Genomic DNA, 18,715 nt, shown 5'->3' on the forward strand with positions numbered 1-18,715 from the left:
CCACTAGAAAGATAAAAAATGCAGTCGCTGTTGCCGTTCGCCGGGTTTTACTTCACCTATTTCACTTTCCAGGGTATGTTCAGCCCGTTCTGGGGCCTGTACCTGGAGTCGCTGTCGTTCAGCGCCTGGCAGATTTCCATCCTGATGGCCCTGTCCACGTTTGCCCGGATTGTCGCCCCGGGTTTCTGGGGATGGTTGGCCGACAAAAGCGGCCGCCGCCGCAACATCATCATCACCACGTCCATCCTGTCCGCCGCCAGTTTTTGCCTGGTGGGCCTGCATAACGGCTTCTGGTGGATATTCGTCTGCCTGGCGGTGTCGCACTTCTTCTGGGCGGCGGCGCTGCCGCTGGTGGAGGCCAGCACCGCCTATCTCACCCGCGACAATCCCGGCCGTTACAGCCGGGTGCGGGTATGGGGGTCCATCGGTTTCGTCTGCCTGGCGATGACCGGTGGCTATCTGTTGGACTGGATGGGCATCGCCGCCACGCCATGGATCGTCTCGGCCTTGCTGATCGGCGTGGCGCTGACGGCTTTCAAAGTGCCCGATGTGGTGACGCAGAGCCGATCCAAGCAGGCCGGTCCGATATGGGACACACTGAAAAAGCCGATGGTGATTGCCCTGTTTGCCTGCTGTTTCCTGCAGGCCTTCGCCCATGGCCCTTACTACACCTTTTACTCCTTGGGCTTGAAGGACTTTGGCTACGACAAGGGCGCCGTCGGCATGCTGTGGGCGCTGGGGGTGGTAGTGGAAATCGGCGTGTTCATGCTGATGCCGCGCATCATGCGCCGCTTTGGTCTGGAAGCGCTGATGCTGACCTCTTTGGTAGCCGCGGTGCTGCGTTTCGGCCTGATCGCCACCTGCCTGGCCTCGCCGGCGATCGCCGCCTTTGCCCAGGCGCTGCATGCGCTGACCTATGCCCTGCACCATGCTTCGGCCATCGGCCTGATCAACCGCTTGTTCGCCGAGCAGCATCATGGCCGGGCGCAGGGACTGTACATCATCGCCTCGTTTGGCGTGGGCGGCAGCGGCGGCGGGCTGATCGGCGGCTTGATCTGGCCGCATGGCGGGGTGCTGCCGACCTTCACGATGTCGGCCGCCGCAGCTTTGGTAGGCGTGTTTGTGTGTTTGCGTTGGCTCAAGCCTCCGCATCGGGGAGTTCGATGAAGCGCGCTGACACTCCGCAACAGGCCCTGGATGGTTACAAGCGAGCGTTGGCCACCCATGACTGGCGCCAGGTGGCGCCCTGGCTGCATGAAGACGCCAGTTTCGTGTTTTCCGATGGCACGTTCAAAGGCAAGGCCGCGGTATGCGATGCCATCCGCCAGACTTTTGAATGGATACGCGGCGAGGAATACCGCATCGCCGATCTGCATTGGACGCATGTAGGAGAAAATTTCGCCGCTTGCGTCTATGCATTTTCCTGGCGCGGCCTCGTGGATGGGCAGCCAGCGGAAGGGCATGGCCGAGGCAGCTGCACCTTGATCCAGGATGCGCAAGGCTGGCGGCTGCTGCAGGAGCATCTGGGGCCGCCGGCCTTGTGATCTTTTCACTGCCCTGGCGCAGCGTTGTTGACGTCTGTTTGTTCGGCCAATTGCTTATTGGCGTCTTCGATTATGTGGTCTTCAAACATCCAGTTGGCATTGATTCTGACACGGCCATCCGCCTGCTGAGCCATCGCTAGCGAGGTGATGCCCATGCCCCTATGGAAGGCGGAGACTTTCTTGCCCGTATTGAGGTCCAGCACGTAAACATCATTGATGCCGTTCTCCATCGTTATGGCAATCGGGCCTTGCGGGGTGTTGTACCAGCCGACTTTCCAGTAGTAATGGCCGAAGTTCTGGCCCAAGTCGGTGTAGAGCGACTCGTAACTGGTCATCGTGCTGCACTCGTTGACTAGAGCGTTTCTTTGACGGCAATTGGACATGACACTGCGCATCTTGCCATCAACTTGGATATTGAGCGGATAGAGTTTGCCATTTTCCAGGTTGAACAGGGCATAGTCTTCCTTTTTGTTCAGGCCCACCAGTGCGCCCATGCTTTTGACGGTTGAGAAAATATCGCCTAAGCCGCCATCATGAACGTATTGCTTTTCCAATAGCACGAAATTGGTTGCGCCCACATTGCCGCGTTGGAACTGAGCCATTTCCCAGCCGTCCGGGATGGATACGGACTTGACGCCCAAGCCTGGTACATAGCGGAAGGCTGAGCTGCCGCGGGATACCATGACGCCCTTCGCAATGGGTGTGATGGTGTTGCCGCTGATTTGCTTGCCGCTTGCGGTGGTGACTTGCCATATCCCGCCAGCAGGCTGGGCGGTAGCGATGGTGATGGGCTCGGCAGGGCTGCCGGCGCGCAGATATTTGTAAACCAGTTGCGGGCCGGATTGAACCGAGTAGGTAATGTCTCCAGTCAAGCTGTCGAAGGCATAGTTGCGGATGGTGCCTGAAGGGTCAAGATAGCTGCTCCCATCGATTTTGAGTCCATCTCGTGCCTGAACAATGCTGAAGCCGGTTTTGGGTTTGCCTAGAGTAGCCAATTGCTTAGCCACGGTTTGCTCATTTGAGTTAGATGGCGTTATGGATCCCAAATTGGCGGATGTGCTGTCCGGGGATGTCTGTCCGCTTGCCATGGCATTGATTTGTGCGGCTCTGACGGAGACATTGAGCATGCTTGCCCGCCATTGCTGCAACATGGACTGTTCTTCCTGCGGTGTTGGCGCGCGGCCAATTTGCTTGCTGTAGAACTGGCGGATTTGTTGCAAGGCCTGCTCTTCTTGCGGGGATAGGCTGTCGGCCATTGCGCTGCCTGCCAGCATGCACAGGGATGCGGCGAGCAGCCATTTTGTTGCAGATGACATGATTTTCCTTTTCACATTGCCAGACGCCACGTTCCATGTGGGCGAATGAGTGCAATATGATACATCAACGTCATAACAGCATCACCAGCTTCAGCTCCGGCGCGTTGGCCGGCCTGAGCGTGATCTGACGCTTGTGCAGCCTGCCTAGCGCCGGATGATGGAAGGCGCGTTCGCCGCCTTCGCGCTCCAGCACATCCTGCTGCTGCCAGAAACATTCGAAGTCCGCGCTTTCCCGGCGCAGCCTCTCCAGCATGGCCGCCGTTTCCACATCATCCAGTTGCTGGCCCAGGTCGGCCCGCAGCTCCGCCACGATGCGCCGCGCCCGTTCCGGCCAGTTGTCGATGAAGTCCCGCGCCTGCGGCATCAGAAAAATGAAGTCGAGCTGGCTGCGGCTGGCTTCCGGATTGCCAAGCCAGCCGCAAAACAGCTGTTCCGCGGCCGCGTTCCAGGCGACAGCCCGCCAATGGCGGTCCAGCACATAGGCCGGGATGGCGATGTGCGGCAGCATGGTTTCCAGGATTTCCCGCGCCTGCGGGTTGGCCTCGGCGCGTTTGTCCTTGGGATTTTTCAGACCGGCCAGGTCGAACAGGTAGTCGGTTTCCGCGCCGGACAATTGCAGCGAGGCCGCCAGCCGGCTCAGGGTATGGGCCGACACCGACTCGGTACGGCCCTGTTCCAGCCAAGTGAGCCAGGTGGGGCTGATGCCGGCCAGTTGCGCCACTTCCTCGCGCCGCAAACCTTTGGCGCGGCGGCGTGGGCCAGCGGGCAGGCCGGCCTGTTGCGGGGACAGTCGTTCGCGGTGGGCGCGCAGAAATGAGCCAAGCGGCGTGGACGAGGATGACTCCATATGACGATCCTGTTGGTTTTTATACCAGTATAACGGCTTATCTTGTAACAGGATCAAAGCTGGTCAAAGATGTGTGCAACGACGACCCGAGGAGCCGCAATATGACCGCGCAAACCTTGTACGACAAACTGTGGAACAGCCATGTAGTGCGCCAGGAAGCCGATGGCACGGCGCTGTTGTATATCGACCGCCACCTGGTGCACGAAGTGACCAGCCCGCAGGCCTTCGAAGGCTTGAAGCTGGCTGGCCGCAAGCTGTGGCGCGTGGATTCCGTGGTGTCCACCGCCGACCACAATACGCCGACCGATCACTGGGATGAAGGCATCCAGGACCCGATTTCCCGCCAGCAGGTGGAAACGCTGGACGCCAACATCAAGGCATTCGGCGCGCTGGCCTACTTCCCGTTCAAAGACAAGGGCCAGGGCATTGTCCATGTGATGGGGCCGGAGCAGGGCGCCACGCTGCCGGGCATGACCGTGGTGTGCGGCGACAGCCACACTTCCACCCACGGCGCTTTCGGCGCGCTGGCGCATGGCATCGGCACCTCGGAGGTGGAGCACGTGATGGCCACGCAATGCCTGGTGGCCAAGAAGTCCAAGAACATGCTGGTGCGCGTGGATGGACAGCTGGGCGCGGGCGTCACCGCCAAGGACGTGGCGCTGGCGATCATCGGCAAGATCGGCACCGCCGGCGGCACCGGCTACGCCATCGAGTTTGGCGGCGAGGCCATCCGCAGTCTGTCGATGGAAGGCCGCATGACGCTGTGCAATATGGCGATCGAGGGCGGGGCCCGCTCCGGCCTGGTGGCGGTGGACGACAAGACCATTGAATACGTGAAGGGTCGGCCGTACGCGCCCAAGGGCGAGCAGTGGGAGCAGGCCGTGTCTTACTGGCGCACGCTGCACTCCGACGACGGCGCGTATTTCGACGAGGTCATCGTCCTGCAGGCTGCCGACATCCAACCTCAAGTCACCTGGGGCACTTCGCCGGAAATGGTGGTGGACGTGGGCGGCAAGGTGCCGAATCCGGCGCGAGAAAGCGATCCGGTGAAGAAGGCCGGCATCGAGCGCGCGCTGGCCTATATGGGCCTCGCGGCCGATACGCCGATAGACCAGATTCCGGTGGATGTGGTGTTCATCGGTTCCTGTACCAACAGTCGCATCGAAGACTTGCGCGAAGCCGCCGCCGTGGCCAAGGGCCGGCAAAAGGCCGTCAACGTCAAGCAGGTGCTGGTGGTGCCGGGCTCCGGCCTGGTCAAGGCGCAGGCCGAGGCCGAGGGCTTGGACAAGATTTTCACCGCAGCCGGCTTTGAATGGCGCGAGCCGGGCTGTTCGATGTGCCTGGCGATGAACGCCGACCGGCTGTTGCCGGGCGAGCGCTGCGCCTCCACCTCCAACCGCAATTTCGAAGGCCGCCAGGGCCAGGGCGGGCGCACCCATCTGGTGAGCCCGGCGATGGCGGCGGCGGCGGCGGTGGCCGGCCATTTCGTCGATGTGAGGCGCTTGGCCGCGCAGTGAACGGCGGCGATGGACCACCGGCGACGACAGGGTAGAATGCATGTCTGATTCAATCCTGTCGGACAGAAGGGCTGTCCATCGCAATATGGAGCATCGCATCATGAACAAACCGATAGTCTGGCTGAGCCTGGCCCTGCTGCTGGGCGGCTGCAATACCGTGCAAGGCATCAAGACCGACGCCAAGGAAGGCGGGCAGGCCGTGGAGCATGGGCTGCAGAAGGCTGGCAAGGCGATCGGCAACGCGGTGGAAAAAGGCGGCGAAGCGATCAAGCGCACCGCTGACTAACCCCGCGCCATCCTGAACAGGGAGCGCAATATGAAAGCATTTACCACTTTGCAGGGCTTGGTCTGTCCGCTGGACCGCGCCAATGTCGATACCGACGCCATCATTCCCAAGCAGTTTTTGAAGTCGATCAAGCGGTCCGGCTTCGGCCCCAATCTGTTCGACGAGTGGCGCTATCTGGATCACGGCGAACCCGGCATGGACAACAGCCAGCGGCCGCTGAATCCGGACTTTGTGCTGAACCAGCCGCGCTACCTGGGCGCCCAGATCCTGCTGGCGCGGGAAAACTTCGGCTGCGGCTCCAGCCGCGAGCATGCGCCGTGGGCATTGGATGACCAGGGTTTCCGCGCGGTGATCGCGCCCAGTTTCGCCGACATCTTCTTCAATAACTGCTACAAGAACGGCCTGCTGCCCATCGTGCTGGCGGCGGATATCGTGGACCAGCTGTTCCGCGAATGCGAGGCCACGCCGGGCTATAGCCTGACGGTGGACCTGGCGGCGCAGACCGTGCGCACGCCGTCCGGCCAGGCCTTCCCGTTCGACATCACCGAGCACCGCAAGCATTGCCTGTTGGGCGGCCTGGATGAAATCGGCCTGACCTTGCGGCATGCGGACGAAATCAAGGCCTTTGAAGCCAAGCGCCGCGCAGAGCAGCCCTGGCTGTTTGCTTGAGCGCAAAATGAGCGATGCGGCCAAGCGCGGCAGCCAAGGCGGCATGGCGTGGCTCCATCGCCATCCTGTAGCCTGTTTTCTGCTGTTGGGGCTGAGCTTTCTGCTGTTTGGGCTTGGCACCATCAATCTGGCTTTGCTGCTGCAGCTTAATCTGAAGGTGTGGCTGGAGGCGGGCTGGCAGGCGGCGATGGATGGCGCGCTGCGCCAGTTGGGTGAATTGCTGCTGTCCGGCTACGCCGCGATGGCGGCCTACATCGTATTCAAATGTTGCGAAAAGGCGCTGGTGGAGCGGCTGACCCAGCGCGACCAAGACAAAACGAAATAAGACGAGCGGGAATAAGGAAGACACCATGAAAATCGCCATTCTGCCGGGTGACGGCATCGGTCCGGAAATCATCGCCCAGGCCGAACGCGTGCTGGACGCGCTGCGTCGCGACGGCCTGAAAATCGAGACCGAGCACGCGCCGCTGGGCGGCGCCGCTTACGACCAGTACGGCGCGCCGTATCCGGAGGCCACGCAGAAACTGGCGCGCGAAGCCGACGCCGTGCTGTTGGGCGCCGTCGGCGGCCCGCAATACGACAAGCTGGAGCGTCCGCTGCGGCCTGAGCGCGGGCTGTTGGCCATCCGCAAGGACCTGGGCCTGTTCGCCAATCTGCGCCCGGCCATTCTGTACCCGGAGCTGGCCAACGCGTCCACGCTGAAGCCGGAAGTGGTGGCCGGGCTGGACATCATGATCGTGCGCGAGCTGACCGGCGACATCTACTTCGGCCAGCCGCGCGGCATCGCCGTCAACGAGCTGGGCGAGCGCGAGGCCTACAACACCATGCGCTACAGCGAGAGCGAAGTGCGCCGCATCGCCCATGTCGCCTTCGGCATCGCCATGAAGCGGGGCAAGAAGCTGTGCTCGGTGGACAAGGCCAATGTGCTGGAAACCACTGAGTTCTGGAAAGAGATCATGATAGACGTGGCGCGCGAGTATCCGCAGGTGGAGTTGAGCCACATGTACGTGGACAACGCCGCCATGCAGCTGGTGCGCAATCCGAAGCAGTTCGACGTGATGGTCACCGGCAATATCTTCGGCGACATTCTGTCCGACGAAGCCTCGATGCTGACCGGCTCTATCGGCATGCTGCCGTCGGCGTCCCTCGATCAGAACAACAAGGGCCTGTACGAGCCCAGCCACGGCTCGGCGCCGGACATCGCCGGCCAGAACCTGGCCAACCCGCTGGCCACCATCCTGTCCGCTGCCATGATGCTGCGCTACAGCTTCGGCCAGGAGGCCGCGGCGCAACGCGTGGAAAGCGCGGTGAAGAAGGTGCTGGCGCAAGGCTATCGCACCGGAGACATCTTTGAAGCCGGCTGCGAGAAGGTCAGCTGCTCCGGCATGGGCGACGCGGTGGTGGCGGCGCTGTAAAACCGGTGAACAACCCCCCTGACCCCGCGTTGCGCCTCCTTGCCGTACTGTTTGCACTGCCCGCGTCGGCGCGCCTTGACCCGGGTTCTCTAAACAGGTTTTGTTAGCGGCGCTAAATTGCTGGAGAAGCTTCATGCATGTCATCCGTCTGGCAACGCTTGCGGATCTTGAGGGCATTGCGCAACTGCTGCAGGAGAACGCGCCTTCACAGGGCGGCTCCCTGACAGGCGAATTTCCCACGGAAAAAGTGGCAGCCATGCTCAGCGCGGCCATCTGCACGGTGGTTGCCGTGCGCGAAGACAAGTTGGTCGGCGTGCTGTTCAGTACCGACGCCCATCGTTTGGCGGACGCGCCGCCCGTGCAAGCCATGCTCCGGGCCTGGCCTGGCAGCCCCGGCGCTTATGTGTATGGCCCGGTGTGCGTGGCGCAGACCGAGCGCGGCACGGGCTTGCCGCGCAAGCTTTATGCGTCTTTGCGGCAAGCCTTGTCCGGACGCGAGGCGATATTATTCATACGCGAGGACAATGCGGCGTCGCTGACCGCCCATTTGAGACTGGGAATGCGAGAAGTGGCGTCGTTCACGCTGGATGGGTTGGCTTATTCTGTTTTGAGCGATGCGCCATTGGCCTAGCGCGCGGCCGATGCGTCTGTACCCGCGGAGGGCCAGGCTTGGCGAAGCCGAGTTTCGCGGCGCGACTGGCGCGGCCAGCGTGGTTGAGTTTTCTTGAATCGATTGTTCTGCCCACCTTCACAATAAAAGCTATTTACCCCATTGCCTGACGCGGTGGCGCGCTGCACAATGAGGTAACAGAATTTTCATCGCCGCTCCGCGCAAGACGGGGCGCGATTCACGAATCGGACTTAGGACAGACTCGGGAGATTTACAGTGAGAGTAGGCTTTGTAGGCTGGCGCGGCATGGTCGGTTCCGTGCTGATGCAGCGCATGCGCGAAGAAAACGACTTCGCCGCCATCGACGAACCGGTGTTCTTCACCACCTCCAATGTCGGCGGCAAAGCGCCGGACATCGGTCGCGAAGCGCCGGCCTTGAAAGACGCCGGCGATATCGACGAACTGAAGGCCATGGATGTGATCGTCACCTGTCAAGGCGGCGATTACACCACCGAAGTCTACGGCAAGCTGCGCGCGGCCGGCTGGAACGGCTACTGGATCGACGCGGCCTCCACGCTGCGGATGGAAGCGGACTCCATCATCGTGCTGGACCCGGTCAACCAGGGACTGATCGAGCAGGGGCTGGCCCGCGGCGTCAAGAATTACATCGGCGGCAACTGCACCAACTCCATCATGCTGATGGGCATGAACGGCCTGTTCCGCGAAGGCCTGGTCGACTGGGTGTCGTCCATGACCTACCAGGCGGCATCCGGCGGCGGCGCCAACCACATGCGCGAACTGCTGAAGGGCATGGGCGCGATCCACACCGCCGTGGCCGAAGAGCTGGCCACGCCGTCGTCCGCCATCCTGGACATCGACCGCAAAGTGGCCCAGGCCATCCGCGAGGACGTGCCGACCGAGTTCTTCGGCGCGCCGCTGGCCGGCGGGCTGATCCCGTGGATCGACAAGCAGCTCGACAACGGCCAGTCCAAGGAAGAGTGGAAGGGCCAGGCCGAGGTCAACAAGATTCTCGGCACCGCCAGCGTGATTCCGGTGGACGGCCTGTGCGTGCGCATCGGCGCCATGCGCTGTCATAGCCTGGCGCTGACGGTTAAACTGAAGAAAGACCTGCCGCTGGACGAGATCGAAGCCATCATCAAGTCCGGCAACGACTGGGTGAAATGGGTGCCGAACGATCGCGACATCTCGGTCAAGGAACTGACGCCGGCGGCCATCACCGGCGGGCTGCAAGTCGGCGTGGGCCGCGTGCGCAAGCTGAACATGGGCGGCGAGTACCTGTCCGCCTTCGTGATCGGCGACCAGCTGCTGTGGGGCGCGGCCGAGCCGCTGCGCCGCATGCTGCGTATCCTGATCGCGCGCTGACGGGTAGAATAGGCGCCAAGCCTCGCTCCGGCGCTTGCCGGGGCTGACAGAATTCAAGGGCACTTCGGTGCCCTTTTCGCATTGCAATGCCGGCGGCCCGCGCCGTCGGCGGTAACGATAGGAACAAGATATGTCGACTTCTCTGCAAATCGCCGTGGTGGGCGCCACCAGCCTGGTGGGCCAGGCCGTGCTGGAACTGCTGGCCGAACGCAACTTTCCGGCCGCCCGCGTGTTCGCGGTGGACAGCGCCGAGCAGGACGGCAGCACCGTGTCGCTGGGCAATCTGGAGCTGGACGTGCATCCGGTGGACGAGTTCAATTTCGAGAACGTCGGTCTGGCCATCTTCGCCGCCGGCGGCGAGATCTCGCGCCAATACGTGCCGCAGGCGCGCGACGCCGGCGCGGCGGTGGTGGATTTCAGCTCCGCTTTCCGCCGCGACGCCGGCGTGCCGCTGGTGGCGCCGGCGATCAACGCCGCCGAGCTGCAAGACCTGGGCCGCGCCCCGCTGGTGGCCGTGCCCAACTGCACGGTGACGCCGCTGGCCCTGGCCCTGGCGCCGCTGCTGCCGCTGGGCATCGCGCGCGTCACGGTATCCACCTACCAGGCAGTTTCCGGCAGCGGCCAGAAGGCGATGGAGGAAATGGCTGACCAGACCACCGCGCTGTTTACGCATCGCGACGCCGAGGTCAATGTCTATGCCAAGCGCATCGCCTTCAACGTGCTGCCGCAGATCGGCGAGGTCGACGCCAACGGCGACTCGGAAGAGGAGCGTTCGGTGCGCGACGAGACTGCCCGCCTGCTGAAACTGAAGCCAGAACAACTGGAAGTCACTTGCGCGCGCGTGCCGGTGTTCTTTGGCCATTCCTGGGTAGTTCAAATCGAATTGCATAAAGAGTTTGACCTCGAACAAGTGCAAAATCGGCTCAAGGCGGCAGGATTGCAGGTGGTCAGCCGCGAACAGCACGGCGGCTACATCACGCCGATGGAAGCGACGGGCAACGAAGGGATCTGGATCAGCCGGCTGCGCCGTCATGGCAACGTGATAAGCTTGTGGCTGTCGGCCGACAACGTGAAAGCCGGCGCGGCCATCCACTGCGTGCGCATCGCGGAGATTCTGGCCGGACAGAGCGCGCTGATGTAATCCCATTCAGGGCAGGCGCAGGGCGCGGCTGTTGTGACATCTGGCTAAACTTGCTGCCAGAGCCTAAGATTGCAGCAGTTGCCCGCCATCCCGGAGGCGGGCTCGCGCCAATAAAATCACATAAATGCGACAATGCCGGAAGGTAGACAGTGAGAAATCAGCGAAAAATCAAGCTTGGCATGCTTTTGATCGGTCTGGCGTGTTCCGCGTGCGCCTGGGCCGGATTGGGGAAGATTTATGTCCGCTCCAATCTGGGGGAGCTTCTGAGGGCGGACATCGAAATGACTGGGGTAACGCCCGGCGAAATGGACGCCGTCCGCGTGGGCCTGGCCGGCATCGAAACCTTTCAGGCGTTGAACGTCGACTACGCCCCCTCGCTGTCGACGCTGCGCTTCGCGCTGAATCCGGGTTCCAATGGCGCGACGATCCGCGTCAGCTCCACCCGGCCCATCAATGATCCCTATCTGCGTTTCGTCGTCGAGGCGCGCGCGCCGTCCGGGCGCTCAGTGCGGGAGTACACCGTGCTGCTGGACCCGGCAAACTACAATCCCGGCGGGCAGAACATCGTGCAGGATGCGCCCAGCTATGCCGACAGCGACCAGGCCTCCCGTTATAAGTCTGCCGCGCCGGTCAGACAGGCGCCGGCCGTTCCCACTGAGCTGAGGGTAAAGCAGGGCGCTACCTTGCGTTCGCTGGCCTTGAAAGTCAAACCGCGCGGCGCGAGCGTGCGTCAGACCATGGCGGCGCTGGCCCAGGCCAATCCTGACGCCTTTGAGCAGGGCGATGTCGACCATCCCAAGCCAGGTTCGGTTCTGAAAGTGCCGGCTGCCCGCAAGATCAAGGCGCTGTCGGCCGAGCAGGTCAGCAGCATCCTCGGCCCGGTCGCGAGCGCGGCATCGCAGCCGCAGGCGCAGTCGGCCGCATCGGGCGGCAAGGCGGGCGGCGACGTGCTCAAACTGGTGCCGGGAGACGGCGCCGACAGCGCCAAACTCAACGACTTGCAGCAACAGATCAATGCCAAAGAAAAGGCGCTGCAGGATGCCACGGCCCGCATCACGGCGCTGGAGCAGCAGCTGAAATCATTGCAGGCGGCTGGCGTGATTCCGCCCGCCAAGACGGCATCGGCCGCGGCGATGGCGCCGGCCCCCATGGCCGCGCCTGCCAGTTCGCCTGTCCCGGCGCCAGCCGCCAGCGCGCCCAAACCGATGGAAAAGCCGGCCGAGCCGCATCCGGCGCCCAAACGCAAGCCCGTTCATCTTGCGCCGCCTCCACCGCCGCCGCAGCCGTCTTTGATGAGCCGCGTGATGGAAAATCTGCCGCTGATCGGCGGCGGCGTCGCAGTCGTCGGGTTGTTGGGATTGTTGGGCGTGATGGTCGCCAGGCGCCGCGCTGGCGGACGTGACGCCGCCGCGGGAGCCGCTTTGGGGCGCGCCACCGTGATGGGGGCCGGCGCAACTGCCGCAGGCGGCTCCAACTCCTTCATGAGCAACTTCACCCAGGCCGCCGGCGCGATTGACGCCGCCGAGGTGGACCCGGTAGCCGAGGCTGAGGTGTACATCGCCTATGGCCGCGATCAACAGGCCGAGGAAATTCTCAAGGACGCGCTGTTGAAGGACCCGTCGCGCCACGAAGTGCGGATGAAGCTGATGGAGGTGTATGCGGCGCGGCCCGATACCGCGAGCTTCGAGCGTTTGGCGCGGGAGATGCAAGCAGCCTTCGACGGCCGCGGCGCGATGTGGGCCAAGACGGTCACGCTGGGACGGGCCATCGATCCGGAGAATCCTTTGTATCAATCGGGCGACGACGCCATGCCGGAGATCACGGCCGCCGCCGCGCCAGGCGAGGCGATCGATCTGGACAAGGAGTTGTTCGCACCGGATGTCGAGGCGGCTGCCGCCGAAATGACGGAAGCGGCGCCCGCGCCCGAGGCCGACCCCTTGGCGGCATTGTTCGATCTGCCGGCAGACGAACCCAAGCGCGAGGAAGAGCCTAACGTGCTGGACTTCGATCTGGAAGCCATGCTGCCGCCGGAGCCGACGGCGGAAGCAGCCAAGCCGGCAGCCACGGAAGGCAATCTGCTGGACTTCGACTTCAACCTTGACGCCGTGCAGGCGGAGCCGCCCAAAGCGGAGACCGGGCCGGCAGACGCGACGGAAGGATTGGAGTCCCTGTATGCGGACATGCTGGCGGAAACGCCTGCCGAGGCCCCGCCTGCCGCCGGCGCGCAGGCCGAGGGCATGTCTGTGCTGGATGACCCCTTGTCCACCAAATTGGATCTAGCCAAGGTATATCTCGACATGGGCGACCGCGAAGGCGCCCGCGAAGTGTTGCAGGATTTATTGGGCGAAGCCCAGGGGGCGTTAAAAGACGAAGCCCAGGCCTTGCTGGACAAAATCAGCAGCTGAGCCTGAGAATAATCCGCCGCCGCAAATGGCCGCCCTTGCCCGATTTGGCGCAGGCGGCCATTTTTCATGCCGTATGCGCGGCGATGGCGCATAAATAGATGGCCATCAAGGCGCGACTCGCCTGTTGGCATCGGCTACGCATAAAAAGCGTTTCGCGGTTTTATGGATTTGCGGCGGTGTTTTTTATGCCTATTTTAATATTGATGACCTTGGCGATTGGAAAGTGACCTAGGATTGCCAATCGAAACTGCTATAAGGTTTAATTGCAATGAATGCTAAGCTCGTCCGCGCGGAGGGCGAGAGGGGCCGCGGCGGCGCGTCCGGTTAAAAACAGAACAGGCAAAAGGTTGGGAACGTCCAAGATGGCTGCAAATTTACGCATGGCGAGTTTGGCCCTGCTGCTGGCGGGATTGGGGAGCGCATCCGCTGCGCAGGCGGGCCTGGGGCCCATTCATGTGCTGTCGGCCGATGGCGAGGCGTTTTCCGCCGAAATCCCGGTAGTCAATGAGGACATACAGGATTTTGCCCAGGTCAATCTGGCCGACCGCAATAACTACCCCTTGCTTTCGGCTTACAGCGGCTCCGCGCCGACGCTGCAATTCAGCTTGGTGCGCGGAAGCGACGGCCACCTGCAGAAAGTGCTGGTTAAGGGGCCATCGAGTTTCGGCGAGCCCTTGCTGCGCTTCGCCGTGGAAGTGGGTTGGCCCGATGGCAGGCTGGTCCGTGAGTTCGAGGTCGATTACAAACGCGATGGTCCGCGCCGCAAGGCTCCGGTTCCAGCCGGAGACGACGGCAAGCGTCATGCGGCAACGCCGGACCAGGGTTCGCGGCTGGATGGCGTCGGCCTTGGCGACATACGCGTCAATTCTCGATTGGGCGAACCCCTGATGGCGGAGCTGCCTTTGTTGGGCGGCGTATTCGACAAGGCTGAGCAGTTGCAAGTGGCCATCTATGCCGACACCTCCCAGAGCGGCCAGGTCAAGGAATTGCTGCGGCAGGTGTCCTCCATCTCGTATCAGCATGAGCGATCCGCCGATGGCCGGCGCATGTTGACGCTGGCCTCGTCGGTGCCCATCACTCTGCCGCAATTGGCGTTCCGGGTCGAGGTGGCCGCCGGCAGCGTCAAGGCGCAGAAATCCTATGTGCTGGCCTTGGAAGGAGCGGGGGCAGCCGGCGCCCAAGCCAAGGCTGCCGATCACGCCCCGCAGGCGGCCGAGTCGGCCAAGTCGGCCAAGTCCTACAAGGTGTTGAAGGGCGATACCCTGTCCGCCATCGCCTCGCGCATGCATGGCCACGCCAAGGGAGAGGATGTGGCCGCCCGCCTGTTGAAGGACAACCCTGATGCCTTCATCCGGGGCGACGCCAACCGCCTGCTGGCGGGGGCGGATTTACGCTATCCGGCCGAATGGAAAATGCGAGACCTGGCGCGCAAGGACGCGTCGGAGAAGGCTCAGCCGCCGGCGTCGCCTGGCGCCATGGCCAAATTGCTGGAGCAGGGACGGCAGGCCGATCAGGCTGGAAAGGGCGTATCGACCGAAGCCAAGTCCATGGCGAAACCGGAGGCCAGCGCGGCCAAGCCCGCCGCCATCGCCCGGCCTGCTTCGTCGCCGGCCGTTTTGGCCACAGAGCAAAAGATGCGCGACCGCCTGCACTTCCAGGAGCAGGCCTTGAAGGAGACCGAGGAGCGCACCCGCGCGCTGGAAGAGAAGATACGCGCCTTGCAGCAAGGCAAGGCGAAGGCCGCTGCCTCCATGCCCATGGCGGCGCAGGCGGCCAAGCCCGAGGCGAGCGCCAAGCCGGCCATGCCTTCCGCGCAACACAAGAGCGCGGCGGCGAAGCCGCAGCCGGTAGTGAAGGCGGTGGCTTCGCTGCCGAAGGCGGCCGAGGCTGCCACCCAACCCATGCCGCACCCGGCGCCTGCGCCGACTCCGGCTCCGGTCAATGCGCCAGCGCCCACGGCGCCATCGCATCCGTTGACGCCGAAGCCAGCCACGGAAAGCGTGCTGGATGACGCGCTTGCCGTCTTGAGCGACCGCGACGTACAGATCAAACTGGGCGGCGCGGCGGCGGCGCTCGGCCTGGTGGCCTTGCTGCTGATCCGCCGCAAGCGGCAAGGCAAGCAGGAGGAGGCAGCTGGCGAAGCGTCTGCGGGCGGAAGCTCGCGCTTGGCGCTGGGGCCGTTGGCGGGATTGATGAGTTCGCTGAAAAACGATGACGGAGCCGATCTGAGCGCGGTGGATGTGATGGCCGAGGCCGAGGTGTATCTGGCATACGGTCGGTCCGATCAGGCCGCGGCAGTGCTGCGCGCAGGTTTGGATAAGGAGCCGATGCGGCAGGATCTGCGCTTCAAGCTGCTGGAGGTGCTGGCGTCCAAGCCGGACAAGGACGCGTTCCTGCAGGAGGCGATGTCGGCCAAGAGCATGTTCAATCCGGACAGCACAATGTGGCAACGCATCTGCGAGCTGGGGCGGAACACGGTGCCGGGCCATGTTTTGTTTGGCGTGGCGGCTGAGCCTGCCGCAGCGGCCAAGCCTGAACCGGAGATGGCTCCCGCGCCTGCTCCGCGCGCGCCGGCCGCCGCCCCTGAGCCGGCAGCGCCTCCGCCGCAGCCTGCCGCTCCGGCCCCAGCCGCCAAGCCTGCGGCAACGGCCGCCAAGCCGACGTCGCCCATTGCGGCGCCGGATGTGGATATGGAAAAGATGGAACTGGCCAAGCTGTACATGGAAATGGGCGACAAGGAAACGGCCGAGACCCTGATGCGGGAGGCGCAGCACGGCAGGTAGGCGCAGTTTGGCGGTTTTGTCGGCAATGGCACCGGCCTGGATGGCGGTGCCATTCGTTTTTCTGGGGGCAGGGGCGTGGCGCAAACCTGCCGGGATAGGATAAAGTGGGGGTTTTACGGTTTCGCTGGCGGCAATGGCGCGCGAGGCCGGGGAACAAATGGATGATTGGGTATGAGAATCGCGCTCGGCATCGAGTATGACGGCCGGGCGTTTGCCGGCTGGCAAAGTCAGCCGCACGGCAATACGGTACAGGACATCTTGAATCAGGCCTTGGGCCGGATCGCGGGCAACCGCGACATCGCCACGGTGGCCGCCGGCCGCACCGACGCCGGCGTGCACGCGGCGATGCAGGTGGCGCATTTCGACACCGATGCCAGCCGCCCGCTGAATGCCTGGGTGCGCGGCGTCAATGCCTTGCTGCCGCCGGAAATCGCCGTGGTGTGGGCGCGCGAAGTGGACGATGGCTTCCATGCCCGGTTTTCCGCTTTTTCCCGCAGCTACAGCTATTTTTTGCTGACGCACCCGGTACGCTCCTGCCTGCTGGCGGGCAAGGTGGGCTGGTATCATCAGGCGTTGGATGTCGATGCGATGCGCGAGGCGGCGCAGCGTCTGCTCGGCCGGCATGATTTTTCCAGTTTCCGCGCGTCCGAATGCCAGGCCAAGTCGCCGGTGAAGGATTTGCAGCGGCTGGACATCGTGGAGGACGGCGGACTGATCCGCTTCGACCTTGTTGCCGATGCCTTCCTGCATCATATGGTGCGCAATCTGGTGGGCGCGCTGCTGTACGTGGGCAAGGGAGCTTTGGACGCGGCGGGCATGCAGTCGCTGCTGGAGGCGTGCGACCGTACCTGCGCGCCGCCCACCTTCATGCCGGATGGGCTGTACCTGACCGGCGTAGGCTATCCGGAGACGTTTGGCTTGCCGTCGCAATGCGAGGCCGGGCGCTTGAAACTGCGCTAGCACTTAACAGAGAAGAGACAGTGGTCAGAATCAAGATCTGCGGCATCACCAAGCCCGAACACGGCGCGGAAGCCGCCCGCCTGGGCGCCGACGCCATCGGCTTGGTGTTTTACGACAAGAGCCCGCGGAATGTGTCCATAGCCCAGGCGCGCGCCGTGATCGCGGCGCTGCCGCCTTTCGTCAGCGTGGTGGCCTTGTTCGTCAATCCGATGCGCGAATGGGTGGAACAGGTGCTGAGCGCCTGCGCCATCGATGTGCTGCAGTTCCATGGCGAGGAGAGCGCGGAATTCTGTCGCTCGTTCCGCCGTCCGTATCTGAAAGCCGTGCGGGTGAAGCCGGGTGTCGATCTGCTGCAATGGGCTGCGGCCTACCCGGATGCGCGCGGCCTGTTGACCGATGCCTTTGTCGAGGGCGCGCACGGCGGCACCGGCGCCACCTTTGACTGGACCCTGTTGCCGGACGATCTGCCTTTGCCGCTGATCCTGTCCGGCGGACTGGACGAACACAATATCGAAGAAGCCGTGCGCCGGGTGAGACCGGCCGCGGTGGACGTCTCCAGCGGTGTGGAGGCGGCCAAGGGAATCAAAGATGCTGCCAGAATGGCGGCCTTCATATCAGGAGCAAGACATGGATCGGTATGATTTTCCGGATGCGCAGGGCCATTTCGGCCCTTATGGCGGTGTCTATGTCGCCGAAACCTTGATGGTGGCGCTGGACCAGTTGAAAGAAGAATACGCTCGCGTGAAGGCCGATCCGACGTTCTGGCAGGAGTTTCGCCATGAACTGAAGCATTACGTCGGCCGCCCCAGCCCGGTTTATCACGCCAAGCGCTGGTCCGAGCAATTGGGCGGCGCGCAGATCTGGCTGAAGCGCGAAGACCTGAATCACACCGGCGCGCACAAGATCAACAATGCCATCGGCCAGGCGCTGCTGGCGCGCCGCATGGGCAAGAAGCGCGTCATCGCCGAAACCGGCGCCGGCCAGCACGGTGTGGCTACGGCCACCGTGGCGGCGCGCTATGGCATGGAGTGCGTGGTGTACATGGGCGCGGAGGACGTCAAGCGCCAGTCGCCCAATGTGTTCCGCATGAAGCTGCTGGGCGCCACCGTGGTGCCGGTGGAGTCCGGCTCCAAGACGCTGAAGGATGCGCTGAACGAAGCGATGCGCGACTGGGTGACCAATGTCGATTCCACTTTCTACATCCTCGGCACGGCAGCCGGCCCGCATCCGTACCCGATGCTGGTGCGCGACTTCGTGTCGGTGATCGGCGAAGAAGCCAAGGTGCAGATGCCGGAAGTGATCGGCCGCCAGCCTGATGTGGTGGTGGCGTGCGTCGGCGGCGGCTCCAACGCCATCGGCATGTTTCATCCATACATCGACGTGCCGGGCGTGCGCATGGTGGGCGTAGAGGCCGGCGGGCACGGCATCGCCAGCGGCAAGCATGCCGCGCCGCTCAGCTCGGATGCCAAAGTGGGCGTGCTGCACGGCGCCAAGAGCTATCTGATGCAAGACGAGGACGGCCAGATCATCGAGACGCATTCGGTTTCGGCAGGCCTCGATTATCCGGGCGTCGGCCCGGAGCACAGCTATCTGAAGGACATTGGCCGCGCGGAATACGTGGCGATCAATGACGACGAGGCGCTGCGCGCCTTCCACGATTGCTGTCATCTGGAAGGCATCATCCCGGCGCTGGAGTCCAGCCACGCGCTGGCCTGGGCCGCCAAGGCGGCGCCGAGCATGGGCAAGGATCAGGTGATCCTGGTCAACCTGTCCGGCCGCGGCGACAAGGACATCAATACCGTTGCCGGCCTGGCCGGCATCACGCTGTAAGGGGCGCTT

The 18,715-nt window shown here is 63.5% G+C and carries 17 protein-coding genes; 15 read left to right on the plus strand and 2 right to left on the minus strand.

Annotation, left to right across the window (positions count from 1 at the left end; all coding sequences use genetic code 11):
- Nucleotides 1-18: 18 nt before the first annotated feature.
- Both QUG01_RS00525 and QUG01_RS00530 read left to right on the plus strand, forming a co-directional pair.
- Nucleotides 19-1,167, plus strand: a complete 1,149-nt coding sequence (locus QUG01_RS00525; RefSeq protein WP_500828402.1) for an MFS transporter — start codon at nucleotides 19-21, stop codon at nucleotides 1,165-1,167.
- Complete coding sequence (locus QUG01_RS00530) at nucleotides 1,164-1,544, plus strand: nuclear transport factor 2 family protein (protein ID WP_500828403.1); 381 nt, start codon at nucleotides 1,164-1,166, stop codon at nucleotides 1,542-1,544. The genes QUG01_RS00525 and QUG01_RS00530 overlap by 4 nt, the downstream gene beginning before the upstream one ends.
- 5 nt (nucleotides 1,545-1,549) lie before the next feature.
- Here QUG01_RS00530 and QUG01_RS00535 read toward each other — a convergent pair whose 3' ends face one another.
- Complete coding sequence (locus QUG01_RS00535) at nucleotides 1,550-2,860, minus strand: hypothetical protein (protein WP_500828404.1); 1,311 nt, start codon at nucleotides 2,858-2,860, stop codon at nucleotides 1,550-1,552.
- 70 nt (nucleotides 2,861-2,930) lie between these two features.
- Nucleotides 2,931-3,707 (minus strand): helix-turn-helix transcriptional regulator, encoded by a 777-nt coding sequence (locus tag QUG01_RS00540; protein WP_500828405.1) that lies wholly within the window; start codon nucleotides 3,705-3,707, stop codon nucleotides 2,931-2,933.
- 101 nt (nucleotides 3,708-3,808) lie between these two features.
- Here QUG01_RS00540 and leuC point away from each other — a divergent pair, with 101 nt between their 5' ends.
- The 13 genes from leuC to trpB all read left to right on the plus strand — a co-directional run bounded on the left by leuC (nucleotide 3,809) and on the right by trpB (nucleotide 18,706).
- Nucleotides 3,809-5,224: a 3-isopropylmalate dehydratase large subunit gene (gene leuC, locus QUG01_RS00545; RefSeq protein WP_500828406.1), complete on the plus strand. Its 1,416-nt coding sequence runs from the start codon at nucleotides 3,809-3,811 to the stop codon at nucleotides 5,222-5,224.
- A 100-nt stretch (nucleotides 5,225-5,324) separates the two neighbouring features.
- Nucleotides 5,325-5,510 carry an entericidin EcnAB gene (locus QUG01_RS00550; RefSeq protein WP_106077113.1) on the plus strand — a complete coding sequence of 62 codons (186 nt, stop codon included), beginning with the start codon at nucleotides 5,325-5,327 and terminating at the stop codon, nucleotides 5,508-5,510.
- Nucleotides 5,511-5,540: 30 nt separating this feature from the next.
- Nucleotides 5,541-6,179, plus strand: coding sequence for a 3-isopropylmalate dehydratase small subunit (leuD, locus tag QUG01_RS00555; protein WP_500828407.1), 639 nt, complete (start codon nucleotides 5,541-5,543; stop codon nucleotides 6,177-6,179).
- Between the two features lie 7 nt (nucleotides 6,180-6,186).
- A complete protein-coding gene (locus QUG01_RS00560) occupies nucleotides 6,187-6,504 on the plus strand; it encodes a hypothetical protein (protein WP_500828408.1) in 318 nt (105 codons plus the stop codon).
- A gap of 25 nt (nucleotides 6,505-6,529) precedes the next feature.
- Entirely contained in the window at nucleotides 6,530-7,594 is a 1,065-nt protein-coding gene (gene leuB, locus QUG01_RS00565; RefSeq protein WP_500828409.1) for a 3-isopropylmalate dehydrogenase, read from the plus strand.
- Nucleotides 7,595-7,727: 133 nt separating this feature from the next.
- Entirely contained in the window at nucleotides 7,728-8,225 is a 498-nt protein-coding gene (locus QUG01_RS00570) for a GNAT family N-acetyltransferase (protein WP_500828410.1), read from the plus strand.
- Between the two features lie 255 nt (nucleotides 8,226-8,480).
- Nucleotides 8,481-9,587 (plus strand): aspartate-semialdehyde dehydrogenase, encoded by a 1,107-nt coding sequence (asd, locus tag QUG01_RS00575; RefSeq protein WP_500828411.1) that lies wholly within the window; start codon nucleotides 8,481-8,483, stop codon nucleotides 9,585-9,587.
- A gap of 130 nt (nucleotides 9,588-9,717) precedes the next feature.
- Nucleotides 9,718-10,728: an aspartate-semialdehyde dehydrogenase gene (locus QUG01_RS00580; protein ID WP_500828412.1), complete on the plus strand. Its 1,011-nt coding sequence runs from the start codon at nucleotides 9,718-9,720 to the stop codon at nucleotides 10,726-10,728.
- Between the two features lie 179 nt (nucleotides 10,729-10,907).
- Entirely contained in the window at nucleotides 10,908-13,133 is a 2,226-nt protein-coding gene (locus QUG01_RS00585; RefSeq protein ID WP_500828413.1) for a motility hub landmark protein FimV, read from the plus strand.
- A 380-nt stretch (nucleotides 13,134-13,513) separates the two neighbouring features.
- Nucleotides 13,514-15,916 carry a type IV pilus assembly protein FimV gene (locus QUG01_RS00590; RefSeq protein WP_500828414.1) on the plus strand — a complete coding sequence of 801 codons (2,403 nt, stop codon included), beginning with the start codon at nucleotides 13,514-13,516 and terminating at the stop codon, nucleotides 15,914-15,916.
- Between the two features lie 171 nt (nucleotides 15,917-16,087).
- Entirely contained in the window at nucleotides 16,088-16,876 is a 789-nt protein-coding gene (truA, locus tag QUG01_RS00595) for a tRNA pseudouridine(38-40) synthase TruA (protein WP_500828415.1), read from the plus strand.
- On the plus strand, nucleotides 16,846-17,517 hold the full coding sequence (locus tag QUG01_RS00600; protein WP_500828416.1) for a phosphoribosylanthranilate isomerase: 672 nt from the start codon (nucleotides 16,846-16,848) through the stop codon (nucleotides 17,515-17,517). The genes truA and QUG01_RS00600 overlap by 31 nt, the downstream gene beginning before the upstream one ends.
- The gene (gene trpB, locus QUG01_RS00605; RefSeq protein WP_500828417.1) at nucleotides 17,504-18,706 is read left to right on the plus strand and encodes a tryptophan synthase subunit beta; all 1,203 of its coding nucleotides are present in this window, start codon (nucleotides 17,504-17,506) and stop codon (nucleotides 18,704-18,706) included. The genes QUG01_RS00600 and trpB overlap by 14 nt, the downstream gene beginning before the upstream one ends.
- Nucleotides 18,707-18,715: the final 9 nt, after the last annotated feature.

Source organism: Chromobacterium sp. CCUG 76385, assembly GCF_059916625.1.

Excerpts from the sequence above, each read along its gene's own strand:
- QUG01_RS00525 (WP_500828402.1), top strand. The coding sequence starts at position 19 with ATGCAGTCGCTGTTGCCGTTCGCCGGGTTTTACTTCACCTATTTCACT.
- QUG01_RS00530 (WP_500828403.1), top strand. The coding sequence starts at position 1,164 with ATGAAGCGCGCTGACACTCCGCAACAGGCCCTGGATGGTTACAAGCGA.
- QUG01_RS00535 (WP_500828404.1), bottom strand. The coding sequence starts at position 2,860 with ATGTCATCTGCAACAAAATGGCTGCTCGCCGCATCCCTGTGCATGCTG.
- QUG01_RS00540 (WP_500828405.1), bottom strand. The coding sequence starts at position 3,707 with ATGGAGTCATCCTCGTCCACGCCGCTTGGCTCATTTCTGCGCGCCCAC.
- leuC (WP_500828406.1), top strand. The coding sequence starts at position 3,809 with ATGACCGCGCAAACCTTGTACGACAAACTGTGGAACAGCCATGTAGTG.
- QUG01_RS00550 (WP_106077113.1), top strand. The coding sequence starts at position 5,325 with ATGAACAAACCGATAGTCTGGCTGAGCCTGGCCCTGCTGCTGGGCGGC.
- leuD (WP_500828407.1), top strand. The coding sequence starts at position 5,541 with ATGAAAGCATTTACCACTTTGCAGGGCTTGGTCTGTCCGCTGGACCGC.
- QUG01_RS00560 (WP_500828408.1), top strand. The coding sequence starts at position 6,187 with ATGAGCGATGCGGCCAAGCGCGGCAGCCAAGGCGGCATGGCGTGGCTC.
- leuB (WP_500828409.1), top strand. The coding sequence starts at position 6,530 with ATGAAAATCGCCATTCTGCCGGGTGACGGCATCGGTCCGGAAATCATC.
- QUG01_RS00570 (WP_500828410.1), top strand. The coding sequence starts at position 7,728 with ATGCATGTCATCCGTCTGGCAACGCTTGCGGATCTTGAGGGCATTGCG.
- QUG01_RS00580 (WP_500828412.1), top strand. The coding sequence starts at position 9,718 with ATGTCGACTTCTCTGCAAATCGCCGTGGTGGGCGCCACCAGCCTGGTG.
- QUG01_RS00585 (WP_500828413.1), top strand. The coding sequence starts at position 10,908 with ATGCTTTTGATCGGTCTGGCGTGTTCCGCGTGCGCCTGGGCCGGATTG.
- QUG01_RS00590 (WP_500828414.1), top strand. The coding sequence starts at position 13,514 with ATGGCGAGTTTGGCCCTGCTGCTGGCGGGATTGGGGAGCGCATCCGCT.
- truA (WP_500828415.1), top strand. The coding sequence starts at position 16,088 with ATGAGAATCGCGCTCGGCATCGAGTATGACGGCCGGGCGTTTGCCGGC.
- QUG01_RS00600 (WP_500828416.1), top strand. The coding sequence starts at position 16,846 with ATGCGAGGCCGGGCGCTTGAAACTGCGCTAGCACTTAACAGAGAAGAG.
- trpB (WP_500828417.1), top strand. The coding sequence starts at position 17,504 with ATGGATCGGTATGATTTTCCGGATGCGCAGGGCCATTTCGGCCCTTAT.